This window comes from Mesorhizobium sp. LNJC405B00 (genome assembly GCF_000502615.1).
GTDB lineage: Bacteria > Pseudomonadota > Alphaproteobacteria > Rhizobiales > Rhizobiaceae > Mesorhizobium.
This window is the reverse complement of record NZ_AYWC01000011.1, coordinates 13,033-31,956: the sequence shown is the minus strand read 5'-3', so window position 1 is coordinate 31,956 and position 18,924 is coordinate 13,033. Positions and strand designations below refer to the sequence as shown.

Annotated in this window: 16 protein-coding genes; 1 reads left to right on the top strand and 15 read right to left on the bottom strand. The window is 62.6% G+C overall.

Annotation, left to right across the window (positions count from 1 at the left end):
* The 15 genes from X756_RS145835 to X756_RS145895 form a co-directional block, all read right to left on the bottom strand.
* Window positions 1-786: an ABC transporter ATP-binding protein gene (locus tag X756_RS145835; protein WP_023730688.1), complete on the bottom strand. Its 786-nt coding sequence runs from the start codon at window positions 784-786 to the stop codon at window positions 1-3.
* Window positions 783-1,556 carry an ABC transporter permease gene (locus X756_RS145840; RefSeq protein ID WP_023670383.1) on the bottom strand — a complete coding sequence of 258 codons (774 nt, stop codon included), beginning with the start codon at window positions 1,554-1,556 and terminating at the stop codon, window positions 783-785. The genes X756_RS145835 and X756_RS145840 overlap by 4 nt, the downstream gene beginning before the upstream one ends.
* 90 nt (window positions 1,557-1,646) lie before the next feature.
* Entirely contained in the window at window positions 1,647-2,597 is a 951-nt protein-coding gene (locus X756_RS145845) for an ABC transporter substrate-binding protein (protein ID WP_023730687.1), read from the bottom strand.
* Window positions 2,598-2,696: 99 nt separating this feature from the next.
* A complete protein-coding gene (locus X756_RS145850) occupies window positions 2,697-3,542 on the bottom strand; it encodes a DUF1194 domain-containing protein (protein WP_023730686.1) in 846 nt (281 codons plus the stop codon).
* A 90-nt stretch (window positions 3,543-3,632) separates the two neighbouring features.
* Window positions 3,633-6,194 carry an FAD-dependent oxidoreductase gene (locus X756_RS145855; RefSeq protein WP_023730685.1) on the bottom strand — a complete coding sequence of 854 codons (2,562 nt, stop codon included), beginning with the start codon at window positions 6,192-6,194 and terminating at the stop codon, window positions 3,633-3,635.
* Between the two features lie 154 nt (window positions 6,195-6,348).
* The gene (locus X756_RS01000000165795; protein WP_245264550.1) at window positions 6,349-6,840 is read right to left on the bottom strand and encodes an FkbM family methyltransferase; all 492 of its coding nucleotides are present in this window, start codon (window positions 6,838-6,840) and stop codon (window positions 6,349-6,351) included.
* Window positions 6,841-6,852: 12 nt separating this feature from the next.
* A complete protein-coding gene (locus X756_RS1000000170010) occupies window positions 6,853-7,104 on the bottom strand; it encodes a hypothetical protein (protein ID WP_245264549.1) in 252 nt (83 codons plus the stop codon).
* Window positions 7,101-8,336: a glycosyltransferase 87 family protein gene (locus X756_RS145860; protein WP_023730684.1), complete on the bottom strand. Its 1,236-nt coding sequence runs from the start codon at window positions 8,334-8,336 to the stop codon at window positions 7,101-7,103. Before X756_RS145860 ends, X756_RS1000000170010 begins: the two co-directional genes overlap by 4 nt.
* 33 nt (window positions 8,337-8,369) lie before the next feature.
* A complete protein-coding gene (locus X756_RS145865; RefSeq protein WP_245264558.1) occupies window positions 8,370-9,800 on the bottom strand; it encodes an aspartate aminotransferase family protein in 1,431 nt (476 codons plus the stop codon).
* A 67-nt stretch (window positions 9,801-9,867) separates the two neighbouring features.
* The gene (locus X756_RS145870; RefSeq protein ID WP_023730682.1) at window positions 9,868-10,875 is read right to left on the bottom strand and encodes an NAD(P)-dependent oxidoreductase; all 1,008 of its coding nucleotides are present in this window, start codon (window positions 10,873-10,875) and stop codon (window positions 9,868-9,870) included.
* Window positions 10,872-11,321 carry an EamA family transporter gene (locus X756_RS145875; protein WP_023670373.1) on the bottom strand — a complete coding sequence of 150 codons (450 nt, stop codon included), beginning with the start codon at window positions 11,319-11,321 and terminating at the stop codon, window positions 10,872-10,874. The genes X756_RS145870 and X756_RS145875 overlap by 4 nt, the downstream gene beginning before the upstream one ends.
* Before the next feature lie 124 nt (window positions 11,322-11,445).
* Complete coding sequence (locus tag X756_RS145880; RefSeq protein ID WP_023730681.1) at window positions 11,446-12,798, bottom strand: FAD-binding oxidoreductase; 1,353 nt, start codon at window positions 12,796-12,798, stop codon at window positions 11,446-11,448.
* A gap of 3 nt (window positions 12,799-12,801) precedes the next feature.
* Window positions 12,802-14,235, bottom strand: coding sequence for a UbiA family prenyltransferase (locus X756_RS145885; protein WP_023730680.1), 1,434 nt, complete (start codon window positions 14,233-14,235; stop codon window positions 12,802-12,804).
* A gap of 205 nt (window positions 14,236-14,440) precedes the next feature.
* Window positions 14,441-14,704: a hypothetical protein gene (locus X756_RS145890; RefSeq protein ID WP_023670370.1), complete on the bottom strand. Its 264-nt coding sequence runs from the start codon at window positions 14,702-14,704 to the stop codon at window positions 14,441-14,443.
* Between the two features lie 145 nt (window positions 14,705-14,849).
* Entirely contained in the window at window positions 14,850-17,339 is a 2,490-nt protein-coding gene (locus tag X756_RS145895) for a mechanosensitive ion channel family protein (RefSeq protein WP_023730679.1), read from the bottom strand.
* 318 nt (window positions 17,340-17,657) lie between these two features.
* On the opposite strand from X756_RS145895, the gene X756_RS145900 reads away from it, so the two are divergent.
* On the top strand, window positions 17,658-18,917 hold the full coding sequence (locus tag X756_RS145900; RefSeq protein ID WP_023730678.1) for a sarcosine oxidase subunit beta family protein: 1,260 nt from the start codon (window positions 17,658-17,660) through the stop codon (window positions 18,915-18,917).
* The last annotated feature ends 7 nt before the right edge of the window (window positions 18,918-18,924 follow it).

Genomic DNA, 18,924 nt, shown 5'->3' with positions numbered 1-18,924 from the left:
TCACTGCGCCTGCGCCGTCCGCATCGCCTCGACGCGGATATCCTCGGTCAGCTGCGCCTTGAGCGCCGAGAATTCCGGGCTGGTCTTCAGCGTGTAGTGGCGTGGATGGGGCAGGTCGATGGCGACATCCGACTTAATGCGGCCTGGCCGCGCGCTCATCACGATTACCCGCGAAGCCATGAAGATCGCCTCCTCGATGTCGTGGGTGACGAACAGCACCGTCTTCTTGCGCCGCTCCCAGATGCCGAGCAGCAGTTCCTGCATCAGTCCGCGCGTCTGGTTGTCGAGCGCACCGAACGGCTCGTCCAGCAACAGGATTTCGGGGTCGTTGGCCAGCGCCCGGGCGATCGCCGTGCGCTGCTGCATGCCGCCGGACAGCTGCTTTGGCCAATGGTTCTCGAAGCCCTTGAGCCCGACGAGGTCGACATAGGAAGCGACGATCCCGTCTCGCTCCTTTTCGGCCATGCCGCGTTCGCGCAGGCCGAAGGCGATATTCTGCGCCACCGTCAGCCACGGAAACAGCGTGTAGGACTGGAACACCATGCCGCGATCCGGTCCCGGCTGCGTCACCGCGTTGCCGTCAAGCAGCACACGGCCTTCGCTCGGCGCTTCCAGTCCGGCAACGATCCTGAGCAGCGTCGACTTCCCGCAGCCGGACGGCCCCAGAATGGTGATGAAGTCGTTGGCCGCGACCGCAAGGTCGACCGGCATCAGCGCCTTGACCGGTTGCCCGCCGCGCACGCCGGCGAAGGTTCGCGAGACGCCTTCGATAAGCAACTTGCTCATGCCAGGCTCCAGGGAAAGAGCCAGCGATTGAACGCCTTGAAGGCGAAGTCGGACAACAGTCCGATCAGCCCGATGACGATGATGCCGAAGATGATCTGCCCTGTCGCCAGCCGCGACTGGCTGTTGATGATCATGTAGCCGATGCCTGAGGACGAACCGATCAGCTCGGCGACGATAACATAGGTCCAGGCCCAGCCGAGCACCAGCCGCAGCGTTTCGGCAATCTCGGGCGCATTGGCCGGCATGATGACCCGTTTGACGATACCGTTGTTGGTCGAGCCCAGCGTATAGGCCGCCTCGACCAGATCGCGCCGCGTCGAGCCCACCTTGACCGCGACGATCAGGATGATCTGGAACACCGAGCCGACGAAGATGACCAGCAGCTTTTCCAGCTCGCCAATGCCGGCCCACAGGATGAGCAGCGGAATGAAGGCCGAAGCCGGGAGGTAGCGGGCGAAGGAGACGAACGGCTCCAGAAACGCCTCTATTGGTTTCCAGGCGCCCATGGCGATGCCGATCGGCACGGCGACGATCGACGCCAGCAGGAACCCGCCGAAGACCCGCCAGATGGTGATCAATATGTCGAGCCAGAAGCGGTCCTCGACCAGCAGCCGCCAACCATCCCGCAGCATCGACAGCGGGTCGGCGAGGAAGATGCGGTTGACGTGGCCGCCAAGCGTGATCCACGCCCAGAAGGCGACGAACAGCACGAAGAAGGAAATGCCAAGCACGGTTCGAATGCCCGGCGACACCGGATGCAAGGGGCGCATCTTCAGATCGTCCGCATCGTCAAATCATCACTTGTCCAGGAGAGAGCGACGGCCTAGGCGCCGCCGCACAATGGTCAAAGGCGAGGCCTGTCAGTTCGCCACCGCGCTGGTATCGGCAAGCGCTGCAACATCTGGCGCTTCCTTGATCAACCCCATCTGCAGCAGAAGCTCGCCGGCGGTCTTGGAAAAGTCCTGGAATTCCTTGGTGAAAAACTGCTTGTTCTCCGCCTTGTCGGCCCATTTCAGGTATTTCGCCGAATCCTCGAATTCTTTAGCAGACTGCTTCACGTCGGCGCCCATGATCTCGTAGGATCTCTGCGGATCGCTCTTGATCAGGTCGAGCGCTTCGAAATAGCTGTCGGCCAGCGCCTTGGCAGCGTCTGGATTGGCGGTGAGGAATTCAGGCGTGCAGCCGACCGTGTCGAGCACCATCGGATAGTCGAGCGTGGTCGCTAATATGTGGCCCTGATCGGACTTGTCGCGCACCGCCGAGATGAATGGCTCATAGGTGACCGCCGCATCGTTCTGGCCGGCGAGGAAGGCTTGCGCCGCCGCATCCGGTTCCAGGTTGACGACGGTCACATCCTTGGTCGACAGGCCGTTCTTGTTCAGCACCCAGGCCAGCATGAAATAAGGCGACGTGCCCGGCGCCGAGGACGCGACATTCTTGCCCTTGAGGTCGGCGACGGTCTTGATGTCGTTGCGCACGACAATGCCGTCGGCGCCATAGGATTTGTCGAGCTGGAAGATCTGCTTGGTGGTCACCCCTGAGGCGTTCCACACCAGCCAGGTCTCGACCGTGGTGGCGGCGCATTGCAGGTCGCCGCTGGCGATGGCGAGCGGCCGGCTGGCCTGCGGCACCTTCTTCAGGGTCACGTCGAGGCCATGCTTCTCGAAGATGCCGGCCTGCTTGGCGAGCGTCAGCGGCGCAAAGCCGGTCCATCCGCTGATGCCGATGGTGACCGATGTGGCAGCCTCGGCCGGCACGGATATTGCAGCCGCAAGCGCCAATGCCGCGGCAGCGACGATGGTCTTGTTCATGTCGGTTCCCCTTGTTTTTTCGGATGTCGAATTGTGTCACAGACGCCCATGGGCTTGTCAATGAAGCCGGCCCTTCACGGCAGCGTGATGATGCGCACGCTAACGCGCATCGAACATCCAGCTGCGGTCGCGCCACATCTTTTCGCCGACCTGGCAGTCGGTCGGCCGGTCCTGCGCCAGCACCACCAGCGGATGCCCGGCCTCCTCGCTCGCCCGTTGCGGCGAAGCGGCGCCGGCCAGCTCCAGCACCAGCTTGCGGCGGATCGCTTCGGGAAACTGCGTCCAGTCATTGACCGGGATCATGAAGGATCCGGGACCGCCGATGACGCAGTCGCTGTAGTAGCGGTCGAGATTGTTGACGTCATAGGCGCCGCCGAACCCGCCGCGCGTCATCAGCGGCAGGCCGTTGATGATGATGCCTTGCTTGACCACCGCGTCGCGGGTGATGTCGACGGGCGCGCCCTGGTTGTTGGGGCCGTCGCCGGAAATATCGATGACGCGCTTTGTCCCCTGAAAACCGCTTTCGGCGAACAGATCGCTGCCGAATTCCAGCGCGCCGGAAATCGAGGTGCGCCGGGCGCTGGCCGGCGGATGGGCGGAAAGCTGCGCGGCCACCCGCTCGGCATCGGCCCGGCTGGCGATCACCGTCCACGGCACGACGACCTGCTGCGTGGTCGCTCCCGCCCATTCGACATAGGTGACGGCGACCTTGCCGTAGGCGCCATCGGCGATGGCCTGCAGAACATTGTCGTGCGTCAGCGCAGCAGCATAGCCGTGACGCTGGATTTCAAGTTCGCCCGGCGACATCGACAGCGACACGTCGACGGCCAGCACCAGCTCGACGTCGACCGGCTCGGCGGCTTGAACCGGCGGCACCAGCCAGAGCCCCAGCGCCAGCGCGGCGCTGCCTGAAAGGAAATGTCGTGCGCAAGAAAAAGCAGACATACCCGAAGGTAAGCGAAAACCGGCTGCTGACAAAGCAAAAACGCGGCGAGGTGCCGGGCTTTTCGATGTGTTGGTTGGAACCGATGACGCTCAACTCCTCGGCTTCAAATTCTCTGGATCGTAGAGCGGCTTGTAGCCGACGGCAGCCACTTCGACCGGATAGGTCTCGCCGAAATATTCGATGGCGAACTTGCGGCCTTCCTGGGCATGGGCCCAGGGCAGATAGGCGAGGCCGATGTTCTTGCCGATGGTCGGGCCATAGGCCATCGACGTGGTGAAGGAGCGGCGGCCGAGTTCGTCGACCAGCGTCTCGCCGGTCTTCGGATCCATCACCGGCATGGTGCCGACGGGATAGCGGGCAACGCCTTTCGAATCGACGTTTTCCGTCATCACCAGCGTGCACAGGATCGCCGGCTGGTGCTCGCGGGCGCGGTATTCGACATGTTTGGCCTTGCCGCAGAAATCGTTCTCCTTGACCTTCGGTCGGGCAAGGTCGGCCTCAAGCAGATTGTACTCGGTCAGAAGGTCGGCGTTCTGCAGGCGCAGGCTCTTTTCCATGCGCCGCGTGTTGGCATAGGTCTCGACGCCGAACGGCATGACGCCGGTCGAGCGCAGCGCGTCCCAAACGGCCAGGCCGTCCTCGTAGCGCATGTGCAGTTCCCAGCCCTGCTCGCCGACATAAGAGATGCGGAAGGCGGTGACGTCCTTGCCGCCGATCCTGACCGGCTTGATCGCCGCGAACGGGAAGTTCTCGAGCGAGAGACCATCCGGATTTTCGACCACTTTCTGCAGCGTCGTGCGGGCGTTCGGTCCCCAGATGCCGATGGTGACATATTTTTCCGTCACGTCGGTGATGGTGACGTCAAAGCCTTTATCCTGCGCGGTGCGCTGCATGTAGCGGAAGTCGCGCGGACCGGCGTCGGCGCCGTCGATCAGCCGACAGCGGTCGGCCATGCGGATGACGGTGAAGTCGGCGCGCACCATGCCTTCCTCGTCGAGGAAGTGGGTGTAGATACCCTTGCCGATGTTGTTGTCGCCACCGATCTTGGCCGCACACAGCCACTCCAGCAGCGCGACATGGTCCGGCCCTTCGATGTCGTACATCGAGAAATGCGAAAGGTTGACGATGCCGCAATCCTCGCTCATCGCCAGGTGCTCGGCATTGGACACCCGCCAGAAATGGCGATTGTCCCACTCGTTCTCACGTATGGGAACCCGGTTGCCATACTTCTCCAGCAGATGCTCGTTGGCAGCATAGCCATGCGCGCGCTCCCAGCCGCCCAGCTCCATGAAGTAGCCGCCGAGTTCCTTCTCACGCTCCCAGAACGGCGAGCGGCGGATGTTGCGCCCTTTGGAGAACGGCTCGCGCGGATGCACCGCTGGATTGTAGACCTTCATCGCCGTCTCGGTGCAGCGATCCCAGATGAACTGCTCTTTCGTCTGGTGCGGATAGAAGCGCGCATAGTCGATGGCGTGATGGTCGATTTCCGTGCGGCCGTCCGTCATCCAGTCGGCGATCAGCTTGCCCATGCCGGGGCCGTCCTTGACCCAGATGGCGACGGCGTACCAGAGGCCCCTCACCTTCTGGCTCTCGCCCATGGACGGGCCGCCATCGGCGGTCACCTGCAACAGGCCGTTGAAGGAATGGCTTTCGTTGTAGCCGAGTTCGCCCAGGATCGGCGTCAGTTCCATGGCGCGCTCCAGCGGCGCCAGGATCTGCTCCATGTCGAGATCGCGCTGCGACGGCGACAGCCGCGCCTGATCCTTTTCCAGCAAATCGCGCGGATGGCAAAGACGCGGATTGGTCTCTTCGTAGTAACCCCATTCGATCTGGCCGCCTTCGGCGGTCTTGGGATCGCCGGTGTCGCGCATATAGGCCGAATTGCCTTGGTCGCGCAGCAGCGGCCAGCCGATCTCCTTGCCGGTGCCGGCGAATTGATTGTAAGGTCCGAAGAAGGTCAGCGGATGGTCGATCGGCATGACCGGCAGGTCTTCGCCGACCATCTCGGCGATCAGCCGGCCCCAGATGCCGGCGCAGACGATGACATAATCGGCCATGATCGTGCCGCGGTCGGTGACGACGCCCTTGATGCGGCCTTCCTCGACGATGAGAGATTTGGCGGGCGTGTTGGCGAAGGATTTGAGTTTCCCCGTAGCTTCCGCCTGGTCGACCAGCTTGCCGGCGACGGTCTGCGAGCGCGGGATGACCAGGCCGGCGTCCGGATCCCACAGGCCGCCCTGCACCATGGACTCTTCGATCAGCGGGAATTTTTCCTTGATCTCGGCCGGTTCGATCAGCCGGGCGCGGGTGCCGAAGGATTTGGCCGAGGCGATCTTGCGCTTGATCTCGTCCATGCGGCTGTCGTCAGCGACACGCGCCACTTCAAGGCCGCCGATGCGGGCGTAATGGCCTATCTTTTCGTAGAAATCGATGGAGTAGAGCGTCGTCCAGCAGGACAGGAAATCATGGCTGGTGGTGTAGCAGAAGTCCGAGGCATGCGCCGTCGAGCCGATGTCGGTCGGGATGCCCGATTTGTCGATACCGACAATGTCGGTCCAGCCGCGTTCGATCAGATGATGGGCGATCGACGCGCCGACAATGCCACCCAGGCCGACGATGACGACCTTCGCCTGTTTCGGAAACTCTGCCATTGCCGCGACTCCAAGGGGATAAAGCGGGCGTGTCCGCGCCCGTTCGAATGGCGCACAATATGCAGAGGACGTGGATGGAGCTACCGCCTGTTTGCGACACGTCGCGGATGCGACGCGACCCGGCGCGCCGGCGTGCCGCCAGTGGCGATCTATCTCAGGCGAAGGCCCAGATGTCCTCGGCCTGGAAGCCGACCTGGTAGCCTGATGTCTTGAGCTTGACCACTACCTCGCCGATTTCGGCCGCCGGCAGCGCGCCGACCTCGACCTTGATCATGCCCGGACGATAGCGCTTGAGATCGAGCTGTTCGAAGACGATCCAGTCGGCGCCCTCGCAATCGACCAGGAAGGCGTCGATATGCGTGATGCCGTTGCGGTCGAGCAGCGTCTGCAGCGTTTCCGACGGCACCTCGATATCCCTCACGTGCGGCGCGAACTTGTTGAAATTGGCGTCGTCCTCGCCCCAGGCATTCTTGCCCGACATCAGATTGGTGTCGGTGACCGACGAGCAGCCGATGAACTCGATCGGCAGCGTGCCGGCCTCGAGTGCCGCGGCATCGAAAGTGTGGACGGTGATCGTGCCCTTGGTCTTCGTCACCGCGACCGGTTCGATGACGAAGCGTTCCGTGTCGGGATAGTTGGCGCGCAACCGCTTCTGATTTTACGGGATCGGCTCGACCAGCACGGCCCGCGCCCGCGGAATGCGGTGCAGCCACGGCGTGACGTCGTCGAACAGCGCGCCGTCGCAAGCGCCGACATTGACCATCTGGAAGGCTTGCCCACCGCCAAACCGCGCCTTCAGCGCCGCCTTGGCCAGGAATTTCGTGCCACGCAACGCCGGCCCCCGATCGAGCAGGCCGGCGGGCAGGCCGAGCGAAAGGGCGATGCGCGCCAGGCCGGAAATGGAACTCATGGCTTATCTCCAGGTATGGCCTGCAAGGCGATGGGCCGCCTTCCATTCAGGCTTGCCGACGCCCACAGCGCCATGATCGGGCCGACGAGCAAAAGGTAGGGCGGCAGAAGGTTCGGGAAGTAGATGCGGGTGTCGTGGATCGGAAAGACGGTGAATTTCGCCAGCACGCCAAGCACCAGTGCTGCAAGCAGGATGCCGGCGCGGCGATCGAGCCGGAAGCCGGCGCGGCTGAGCGCAAGCCACCCGGCCAGCGCCAGAACCGAGACCCCGACCCAACTGTTGAGGCTGGTGGCGCGAATGAAGGATGCGGCGAACGCCTTGACATAGGCGCCAACCGAGAACGGTGGCTCGAAGCCATCCATATTGTAGTGCTGCTCGATGCTGGAGAACCACAGATGCGGCCACCAGCCGGGATGCTGCGCCCAATGCGAAATCGCGAAATAAGCGACGAAGGACGCGGCAAAGCCGGCCAGCGCGCCCCACGCCCGCTGCCGGAAGACCAGCAGCAGCACGGCGAAGATGGCCAGAAAAACAATATTGTCCGGCCGCGCCATGAAGGCCAGGAAAAGCAGGACAGCGGTCGCTGCCTCGCGGCCGCGCACATAGGCAAGCAGCCCGCCGAGGAACAGCGCCGAGCACAACAGATCCGGGGTCGAGGCGCGTGCCGCGTCGCCGAAATCGGCCATGATCAACACCGCGCCGGCCACCGGCGCCAGCGCCAACGCGCCTTCGGTTCGCAACCAGAGCAGCGTGATCATCCCGAACAGCAGCACCGAGACCACCTGCAGCACCCGCATCGCCTCGACCGGCGACATCACCGAACTCATCGTCGACAGCATCTCGGCATAGAGGAACTTGATCCGGTACATGCCAAGCAGCGAGTGGAAGTCGGCGGCATTTTGCGCCATATGGCTGCGGAAGCCGCCGCCATCGTCTGTCAGCGCCTTGTAGTCGGCGGCCGAAACGCCGGCCTGGACCGTTCTGTAGGCATAGTCATGTAGCGCCTGCGCATCTGGGTAAGCGCCCTCCTCGGCGATTGCGAGATAAGGCAGCATGTCCCAATTGGCATCGGGCATCGTCCAGGCGGTAAACGCCGTCAGCAGGATATAGAGCGAAAACGCGATCGCGCCGATTGGCGCGGCCCATCGCGCATAAGTCCCCTCGCCCCACGCCAGAGCGGCCGCGGTCAGCCGGTCGAGTGTGTTTTGCGGGGCGGGAAACTTGCTCAGCATTGTCGGACTCGGGACTTCGCTCAACGGACTTCTTTAACGGACCTGGCTTTTGACGAAATCCTTCACGATCCCCACGATGCCGCGCGACAGCAGGCTATCGAAGGCATCGACGAAATGGTCGACATGCTCGCGCTGGCAGATCAGCGGCGGCTCGAGACGGATGACGTTGCGGTTGTATTCGGTGAAGGCGACGAGCACGTCATAGTCGCGCAGCAACAGCGCGCCGACGAAGCCCGACAGCGAGCCCTTCAGCTTGTCGTCGAGGACGCTGACGATCGGACGCAGCACCATCGGCAAGGTCTGCGAGAAGTCGTGGAACTCGAGCCCGACCATAAAGCCTTTGCCGCGCACATCCTTGATGATCTTCGGGTACTTCTCCTTCAGCGCCTGCAGGCGCTGCAGCAGATAGTCGCCGGTAGTGGTGGCGTTGTCGATCAGCCCCTCATCATAGAGCACGTTGATGCCCTCGATCGCGGTGACGCAGGCCTCGCCCATGCCGCCAAAGGTGGCCATGGCATGGATCATCGCCGTCTTCGGCGTGCCATAGGCCTTCATATAGACCTCGCGCCGGGCGACCATCGCGCCGACCGCCGCCTTGCCTGCGCCGAGCGACTTGGCCAGCGCCGTCACATCGGGCACGACGCCATAATGTTCGAAGGCGTAGAAGCGGCCGGACCGGCCATAGCCGCACTGCACTTCATCAGCCACCCACAGCACGCCATAGTGGTCGCAGAGCGCGCGCAATTTCTGCCAGTATTGCGCCTCTGCCTGGATGATGCCGCCGCCGCCCTGGATGGTCTCGAGTACGATGACGCCGACCTCCGGGTCGGAGCGGAACAGCCGCTCGACCGCTTCGATATCGGCGAACGGAATGCGAACGGTGTTCTCAGCCATCTTGAAGTCCGCGCGGTAGAGCTGGCCATCGGTAATGCCGAGCACGCCCTTGGTCTTGCCGTGGAAGGAATTCTCGGCATAGACGATTTTTGGCCTCTTCGGCCCGGCGGCGCGCTCGGCGAGCTTCACCGCCGCTTCCATCGCTTCCGAACCCGACGAGCCCAGAAACACCATGTCGAGATCGCCGGGCGAGCATTTGGCGATGTTGTGCGCAAGGGCCGATGCATATTGCGACATGAAGGCGATGGCGATTTCCTGGCGCTTCTCCTCCTGGAATTTGCGCCGGGCCTCCAAGATGCGCGGATGGTTGTGGCCGAAGGCCAGCGAACCGAAGCCGCCGAAGAAGTCGAGAATCTTGCGGCCGTTCTGGTCGATGTAGAACATGCCTTCGGCACGCTCGATCTTGATCTTGTGGAAGCCGAGCAGCTTCATGAAATGCAGCTGGCCCGGATTGAGATGCGCCTTGAACAGGTCGGTCATGCGCGCAACATCCATCGCCTTCGCCTGCTCGACGCTGATCAGGTCGGGCTTGGCGATGGCGGTAGGCGACAACGCCGGCGCGCCGACCATGGTGCGCGCGTTCGTCTGCTCAGGCTTGGCCATGACGGTCATTTCCGAGTTCTCCTGGTCGTCCCACCTATTCGGCGGGGACATGATTTGCGGTGACGGCAAGCCCGTCTTTCTTGGCGCGGTATTCGCTGTAGGCGGCGATCAGCATGTCCTCGTCGCGATATTGCGGCACCCAGCCGAGCTGGCGCTCGGCCTTGGATACGTCGAGCACGCACTCCTCATCGGCGATCAGATATTGTTCGGGATCCATGATCGGCATGTTCATGAGATCGAGCAGGTCGAGGGTGCGCTTGACCGCCCAGCCCGGCGTCGGGATCAGCAGCGACTTCGAGCCGGCATGCTTGATCAGGTCGCCCAGCAATTTCTTCACCGGCGGCGGATTGAGGGAGCCCAGATTATAGGCCTGGTTGGGCACGCCTACCTTCCAGGCCGCGCGGGCAGCTTCCGCGCAATCGAACACCGAGATGAACTGATAGGGGTTCTTGCCCGAGCCGATCATCGGCACAGGAAAATTCCAGTCGATCAGTTTGAACAGCTTTTCCAGGATCCCGAGCCGGCCGGGACCGATGATCAGACGCGGGCGAAACAGCGAGATCGACATGCCGCGCTTGCGCCATTGAGCGGTGAGCTCCTCGGTCTTCTGCTTCGACCAGCCATATTCGCCGAGCGGCGCGACCGGGTGCTCCTCGGTCATCGGCTGGGTGACCGTGTGGCCGTAGATCATGTCGGTGGTGTAGTGGACGAGCTTGGACGCGCCGGCCTTGTCCATCGCCTGCATGATGTGTTCGGTGCCGTGGAAATTCACCGGAAAGAAGAAGTCGTGACGCTTGGCCCGCACCTGGATCGGCGACAGCATTTTGGCCGACAGGTTGTAGACCATGTCGTCGGCCTTCAATCCGATGTTGGCCACCGAGGCCGTATCCGTGACATCGCAGGTGACGAAGCGAACGTTGCGATAGTGCGTCAGGTCGCTCTTGACGATGTCGGCAACGACAACCTCTTCGCCATCGGCCACAAGCTTCGGGGCAAGATGACGGCCGACGAAGCCGTCGCCGCCGAAAATAACATGTCTCATCGAACGATCTCGTTTGTCTGGATCTTGTCGGGGATGATGGAAGCGGTTTGGTCGTCATGCCCGCGCCCGCCCAAGTCTCGACCGCTTTGCGCGATCAGCACGGTGCCAACGCAGATGAAGGCGATGCCGGCAATGCGCCAGGCATTGAGGTCCTCGCGGAAGATGAAATAGGCGAAGATCGCAACCGCGACATAGGCAAGGCTGAGGAACGGATACGCAAAGCTGAGCTCGACCTTGGACAGCACATAGAGATGCGAAGCCATCGAGATGACGAAGGTGCACAGGCCGAGAAACACCCATGGGCTGAAAACGACCTGCAACAGCCTCAACAGCGGATTGGTGCCTTCGAACGAAATCGGCCCGAGTGACATCATGCCTTGCTTCAGCATCAGCTGCGCGGCGGCATTGGTCATAACCGTGAACAGAATGAAGACGATGTATTTCATATTTTGCACCCGCCACTCGCAACGGTCCTATTACGAACCTGCAAACATTTCATGAAGTCACGACAATGCTTTGAGTAAACCACGGAATTTACGATCTATTCACCATGACTTATTCGGATTGTACCTATTCAGCTGCCTCGACACGCCCTGGCCGGACGTTGAGCTTTTTCGCCGTCCGCAGCCAGAAACTGGACACGAACGCCGGGTCGCGCAGCGCTTCAAGCCGCTGCCAATTCGGGAAGGAGGCCGCGAAAGTATCAGCGCCCATGCGCGCATCCTTGTACGGGTTGACCGCGCCGCCGGCCGCGACCGTGATGCGGTCGAGTTCGCTGAGCAGGGCCAGCGTCCTGTCGCCGCGATTGGGGAAATCCAGCGTCAACGTGAAGCCTGGCCGCGGAAAGGACAGCAGCCCCGGCGAGCGGATCGAGCCGAAGCGCTTCAACACGGTGAGGAAAGAGCCCTGCCCGGCCCGACGCGCCGCGTCGAGCAGCGCCGGCACGGTCTGACGCGCGACATTTTCCGGCACCACGCTCTGGTGCTGGTAGAGACCTTTCGGGCCATACAGCCGATTCCAGTCGCCGACACCATCAAGCGGAAAGAAAAAGCCCTGGTAGCCGGTTTGGCTCGGCCCCGGCGAGCGCCCCTTCTTCCACCGATAGGCGGCGTTGAAGGCGGTGAGGAACGGCCGGTTGAGCACATTGAACGGCGGCTGGAACGGCACTGAAAAACGGGAGCCGGCGCGAGACGCCGCATGCGAGCCATACTCGGCATGATTGCCTGTCAACAACAGGCCGCGCCCGCGGCCATGGCCGCCGGCAAGCTGGTCGATCCAGGCGACGGCATATTCATTGGCCTGGTCGGCGGCCTCGGCCAGTTCGAAGAATTCGCCGAGATCGGCAAACCGCGTTACCTTCTCGGCGATATTGAGCGAATGCACCCGCATCAGCCGGATCGAGGCCGACAGGATCAGGCCGGTCAGCCCCATGCCGCCGATCGTCGCCGCGAACAGCCTTGCATTGTCGGTTGCCGAGCAGGTGTAGGTCCGCCCGTCCGAGCGCAACAGGGTGAGAGACTCGACATGGCAGCCGAAAGTGCCGCGCCGGTGATGGTTCTTGCCATGGACGTCATTGGCGATCGCGCCGCCAAGGGTGACGAACTGGGTGCCTGGGACTACAGTCGGAAAGAAACCGTAAGGTGCGGTGTGCGCAATGATATCGGAGAGGAACACGCCGGCCTCCGCCTCGAGCAGGCCGGTCTCGGCATTGAAGGCGCCGATGCGGTTCAGCGGCCGCATGTCCACGACCGCACCTGGCTCGTTCTGGCACGAATCGCCATAGGAGCGGCCATTGCCATAGGCGAGCAAGGCGTTCTTTGTCGCCTTGCCGCTCCGCATCAGCGCGATGGCATCGTCGGCCGCGATGGCTCGCTTTGCGGCCGGCGTGGCGAGGCCAAAACTCCGGTACCGTTCGCCGGCCATGCCCTACCAGCCTCCCGCGACCAGAAGGGTCGCGCCGATCACCACGACGATCTGGCTTCGCCAGTCGCGAATGATGAAGATGACCGGATCGTCATTCATCTCGTTGCGGCGTGCCAGGATCCAGACCCGCATGGTCAAATACAGCACGATCGGCGCCAGCGGCCAGACCAGCCAGGGATGCGGATAGAGTTCGCGTACCGCGACGCTGTCCATGTAGAGCGCCAGCACCAGCGCCGAGGAGAAGGCCGACGCCATTCCTGCCTGGGCGACGATCTCCTGATCTTCGATGCGGTAGCCGCGACCGGCAATGCGCTCGCCCACCGGAATGGCTGTGGTGCGCAGTTCGACATAGCGCTTCACCAGCGCCAGCGACAGGAAGAAGAAAATCGAGAAGGCGAGCAGCCAGAACGAGACTTCGACCCCGGTCGCCGCAGCACCTGCCAGCACACGCACTGTGTAGAGCCCCGCCAGCGTCAGTACGTCGGCCAGGAGCATGCGCTTGAACGACAGCGAATAGGCTGTGGTCACCACCAGATAGCCGGCGAGCACGCCCAGGAACTCGATCGGCAACAGAAGCCCGGCGGCGATGCCGATCGTCAGCAGAGCGGCCATCGCGCCGAGACCGAACGGTATCGACAGCGCGCCGCTGGCGAAAGGCCGGTTGCGTTTGGTCGGGTGCTTGCGGTCAAGCGCAAGGTCGAAGAAATCGTTGAGGATGTAGATGGCGGAAGCCACGGCGCTGAAGGCGACGAACGCCAGCAGGCATTGCCAGATCATGTTGATGTTGAAGTATTCATGCGACAGCACCATCGGCACCGCTATCAGCGAATTCTTCAGCCACTGATGCACCCGCAGCATCTTGACGAATGTCTTCAATGTCCTTTTCGGCGCCGGCATCCTTTCGGCGCTATGCGCGGCCTGCCAGCGCCTCGCATGGCGGTCGGGCGCCACGACGATGGCGTTGCGTGCGGCTCCGAAAACCTTGAGGTCGTGCCGGCTGTTGCCGGCATAGTCGAAACCGCCGTCGCCATAGGCGGCGATGAGCGCGTCGCGCTTGCGGCCCGAGGTCATGTTGTGGGGACCGTCGGTCGCCAGCACATAGTCGAAGACGCCCAGATGCGCGGCGATTGTCTCGGCGAACTTGCGTGGCGTACCGGTCGCCAGCACGATCTTGCGTCCGTCGCGATGGTCGGCGCGCAGCCGCTGCAGCAGCGCTTCGCGATAGGGCAGCGAGGCCGGATCGATGTCGATGCGGTCGGCAATCGCTTGTTTCAGCCGCGCCGGGCCGGCGGCCAGCCAGAACGGAACCAGGAAAACATAGAGCGGATTCTTCTTGAGCAGGATGAACAAGCCTTCCCAAAGAAGATCGGTCGCAATCAGCGTGCCGTCGAGGTCGACCGCAAGCGGGATTGCGTTCTTGTCCGACCGCGCATCCATATCTTTCCTGCCCAGCTCAAAAACCCGTCGCGCCACGTTTCGGCGTCTTGGTATCCGGCATAGCGAGCAACGGCGCAACGAACGTTAAAACGTATGGTTGCAACGGATATGCGCCGGGGTATTTCCCTCGTCATCGTTAAGCAACCGTTGCCGTAGACGAGAAAAGGCCGGGCATTGCCCGGCCTCTACTACATTTGCTGCCGACTTACTTGATGCGGGCAACGCCACCCGAGATTTCGACCGTTTCCGAGCCGGTCAGGGCCTCGAGGTCACCATTGGGCAAGGTGACAAAACAGCCGTTCGGGCAGAATTCCACGGTTTCGCCAGCGGCCAGCGCCAACTCCGTCTTGCCGCCGCCTTCCGTCACGATCAGCGTACGGGTCTCAGCATCCTTGTTGACCGCGCTGGCGGCAAAGGCCGAGCCACTCGCTGCGGTAAGAGCGATGGCGACGACGAGCGACTTCCACATTTTGCAATATCGGTGTTTCCACACCGCCTCTGTTGCATTTCGCAAGGCATTCTCGCCCTTGCATGTGAGCTTATATGAGATGCAAGCTGAACCGCAACTGAATGCCGCATTCATGCCGCAATTGGTTTGGGAGGAGCTTGGGGCCTTAGCTGGGATCGGGTTTGCGGGCCTTGCGACCAGTTTTGGCCAGCCGCTTCGCCTCGGTGGCGGCTCTGGCCTCCGCCTGCTCCTTCTCGGCGAACTCGACTTCGATCTTGTCGTCGTCGATCGGCCATGCGTCGGTCTGCTTGACCTTGACCTCGGCGCGCGGCGTCGAGGGGATTTCTATGTGCTCGGCGTCAAAAGCATCGAGAACGGCAAAGCGGATATCGTTCTGAACAATCGCGCCGTTCAGCACATCGGCCAGGAACACGCGGATCTCGAACTCGAGTGCTGCCGGCCCGAAATTGGTGAACAGCACGAAGGGTTCCGGGTTCTTCAGCACCAGCGCATGGCCGCGCGCAATCTCCAGCAGAACCGCGTGTACCCGCTTGACGTCGCTGCCATAGGCGACCCCGACCTTGATCTCCACACGTCCGAGCTTGTTGCGGTGCGTCCAGTTGCCGACGGCGTTGTTGATGAGATTCGAATTGGGCAGGATCACCGATTGCCGCTGGAAGGTCTCGATTTCGGTGGCGCGCACGCTGATCTTCTTGACCGTGCCTGATGTGTCGCCGGCGACGATCCAGTCGCCGACTTTGAACGGCCGCTCGGCGAGCAGGATCAGGCCGGACACGAAGTTGGACACGACATTCTGCAGGCCAAAGCCGATACCCAGCGAAAGTGCGCCGGCAACAAGCGCCAGGTTGGAGAGATCGATGCCCGCCGCCGAGATGCCGACGAGCCCAGCGAGCGCGACGCCGGCATAGCCGACCGCCAGCCGGATCGAGTTGCGCACGCCGGTATCGACCTTGCCGCGCGCCATTACCGAGCCGTCGAGCCAGCCCTGGAACCAGCGGGTCAGGAAATAGCCGATGATGAAGACGACGATGCCGGTGAGGATGCCGGTGACCGAAATCGTCACCGAACCGACGGTGACGCCTGTCGCCAATTTATAGCCCCAGGCCTGGATATCGCCGGGCTGGAAGCCCCACATCAACAGGATCAGCGGCAGGAACACCAGCACGATCATCAGGTTGATGGCGACGCTGACGACGAGGCCGAGTTGGTCGAGCGCGGTGTCCTCATAGCTGGAATTGGTCTTCAGCCAGCGCCCGATGGACGTGCCGGCGAAACCACCCTCCTCGCCGATCTCGCGCGCCGACAGGAAGCCGATATAGGCGGTGAGCAGGATGGTGCCGGTGACCACGACCTGCAACGAGACGAAGATGGCAAGACCGATATAGCCGAACAGCGCCGCCGCAATCGTGAACAGGCCGAGCGCGACACAGGTGTAGCGCAGCCAGGCCGGCCAGGGGCGCCAGCGCCCGTCGGCATCCTTGTAAGGCTTCAGCAGCGCCATCAGGATCAGGATGACGCCCACGATGACGGTGGCGACAAGACTCCTGGCCACCGTCAGCGACAGAGGCGAGCCCATCTTGTCGTTGACGATCGACAGGAAATTGTTGATGCCGATGACGACTGCCATGGCCGTCGTCAGTCGCACCAGCCAACGCGCCGGGCCGGTCTCGACCTGGATCAGGCGCCAGTTCGGCATGCTGGGCGACAGCGCCGCATTGGTCAGGCGGTTGACACAGAACACTATGGCGATGACGGCTGCCAGAGCGTTGAGGAACACGCCTATGTCGCCGCGCAGCACATTGTAGTAGTTGTACAGGAACACCGTCGAGGCGAGGAAGGCGCTGACCGCCAGCGTCGGCAGCAAAGTCGACCAGAACGCCACCGACAGGCGACTGAGATATGTCGGATCTTCAACCGACGCGTCGGGCTCGAAGATGCGCCCAAACAGGCGGCGCCCACCGACCAGAAGCACCACCGCCAAAGCAAGCGCCATGAGGGTCGCCGCGAGCATCGCCTGGAACTTGAACTTGAAGGCAAAGCTCAGCCACGACGACACCGCCCTGTAGAAGTTGGCGTATTCGTCCCTTGCGTCGGAAAACACCTGGGGGCTCAGTGCATCGGACAACACATAGCGCTTGGTCAGCCCGCTGCGAAACAGCTCGCTGCGCATGTTGCCGATCTTCTCGATCAGCGCATTGATGCGGATCGACAGGTTCTGCGCGCCGGCGATGACGGCGTTGATCTCCGCCTTTTCCGACGCCAGCGCCTGGCGCTCGCCGGTCACGATGTCCGGTTCAGGGGGCTGTCCGGCAGCCGGCGGTGCGCCAAGCTGCTCGAGCCTCGAATTGATCTCTCCCAGCCGCGAACGAAACGCCAGCGCGCTGTTCAGCGCAGCGCGCGACAGCTCTTCCAGCTGCAGGCGGATCTCGACGAGGGTGGTGTCGTCGACGCCGTCCTCCTGGACTTTCTTCTCCAGAGCGTCGGTTTTCGTCGTCAAACCCTGCAGGATTTTCTGCTGGTCGGCGACCAGCCCGGCAGGCGCCTGGCCCAGCCCCTGCGCCATCGCGCCGAACGAATGCGACGCCAAGGCAACGAGCGCGAGGACCAGGATCAGGCGAAAGAAGCGAAAAAGCATAATGGTGGCGACTCAAAGGGCGGCAAGGCCGCTTCTAAAGCGGTCCTTGATAGAGACGCTCATCCCGTGGGGCAAGTCGTGGCGAAGTCATCGCAGTTGGGCGCCTTGCGGGAGTCGGCCAGTCGAAAAGCCATGGCGCAATCTTGGCTTTGCGCCCGCCGCCTGCTCTATAGTCTGCCGCATCGCACCCGAGCCGGATGGCTTCAGGTCTGTTGGACCTGAAATCATCCGGCTCTAGAAATTAAAGATATAGAGCATGATGTCGTCCGAAAACCGCTTCACACTTTTCGGCATCATGCTCTAGGGATGACATGAAGAATGGCGGAATATTCAGCCCTTTCGCTTCTCGCGAACGCGCTCAAGGGAAACAAGGACTGGAAGCCGGCCTGGCGCAAGCCCGAGCCCAAGGCCTCCTATGATGTCATCATCATCGGTGGCGGCGGTCATGGCCTGTCGACGGCCAATTATCTGGCCAAGGAGCACGGCATCAACAATGTCGCGGTGCTGGAAAAGGGCTGGCTGGGTTCCGGCAATGTCGGCCGCAACACCACGGCGGTGCGCTCCAACTACCTTTTGCCGTCCAACACCCGCTTCTACGAACATTCGATGAAGATGTGGGAGAACCTGTCGCACGACCTCAACTACAACGTCATGTTCTCGCAGCGCGGCTGCCTGAACCTGGCTCACACGCCGGCCCAGTTCGACGACTTGGCCAGGCGCGGCAACGCCATGCGCCATCTCGGCGTCGATGCCGAGCTGATGAGCACCGCCGAGATCGCGCGCCTGGTCCCGGCGCTGGACATGTCGGCCTCCGCGCGCTTTCCCATCGTCGGCGGCCTGATGCAGCCGCGCGCCGGCACCGCCCGTCACGATGCGGTTGCCTGGGGCTATGCCCGCGGCGCCGACCGACGCGGCGTCGACATCGTCGAGAATTGCGAGGTCACCGGCTTCCTGCGCGACGGCGACCGCATCACCGGCGTGCAGACGACGCGCGGAGAGATCCGCGGCAAGAAAGTTGCCGTGGCCGTTGCCGGCAGCACCGGACGGGTGATGCAGCTTGCCGGCATCGACAGGATGCCGATCGAGAGCCATGTGCTGCAGGCCTTCGTGACAGAGTCGCTGAAACCGTTCTGCAACACGGTCCTGACCTTCGGCATGGGCCATTTCTATATGTCGCAGTCCGACAAGGGCGGCCTTGTCTATGGCGGCGATATCGACGGCTACAACAGCTACGCCCAGCGCGGTAATCTGCCCATCGTCGACGAGGTGATGAGCGAGATGCTGGCGCTGTTTCCCAGCCTTGCGCGTGTACGCATGCTGCGCTCCTGGGGCGGCGTCTGCGACATGTCGATGGACGGTTCGCCGATCATCACCACCGGCCCGCTGCCGGGCATGTATCTCAATTGCGGCTGGTGCTATGGCGGCTTCAAGGCGACGCCGGCCTCGGGCTGGTGCTTTGCATACACCATCGCCAAGGACGAGCCGCACGCGCTCAACGCGCCGTTCACGCTCGACCGTTTTTATCGCGGCCTGGTGATCGACGACAAGGGCCAGGGCGCAACGCCCCGGCTGCATTAGGGTTCAA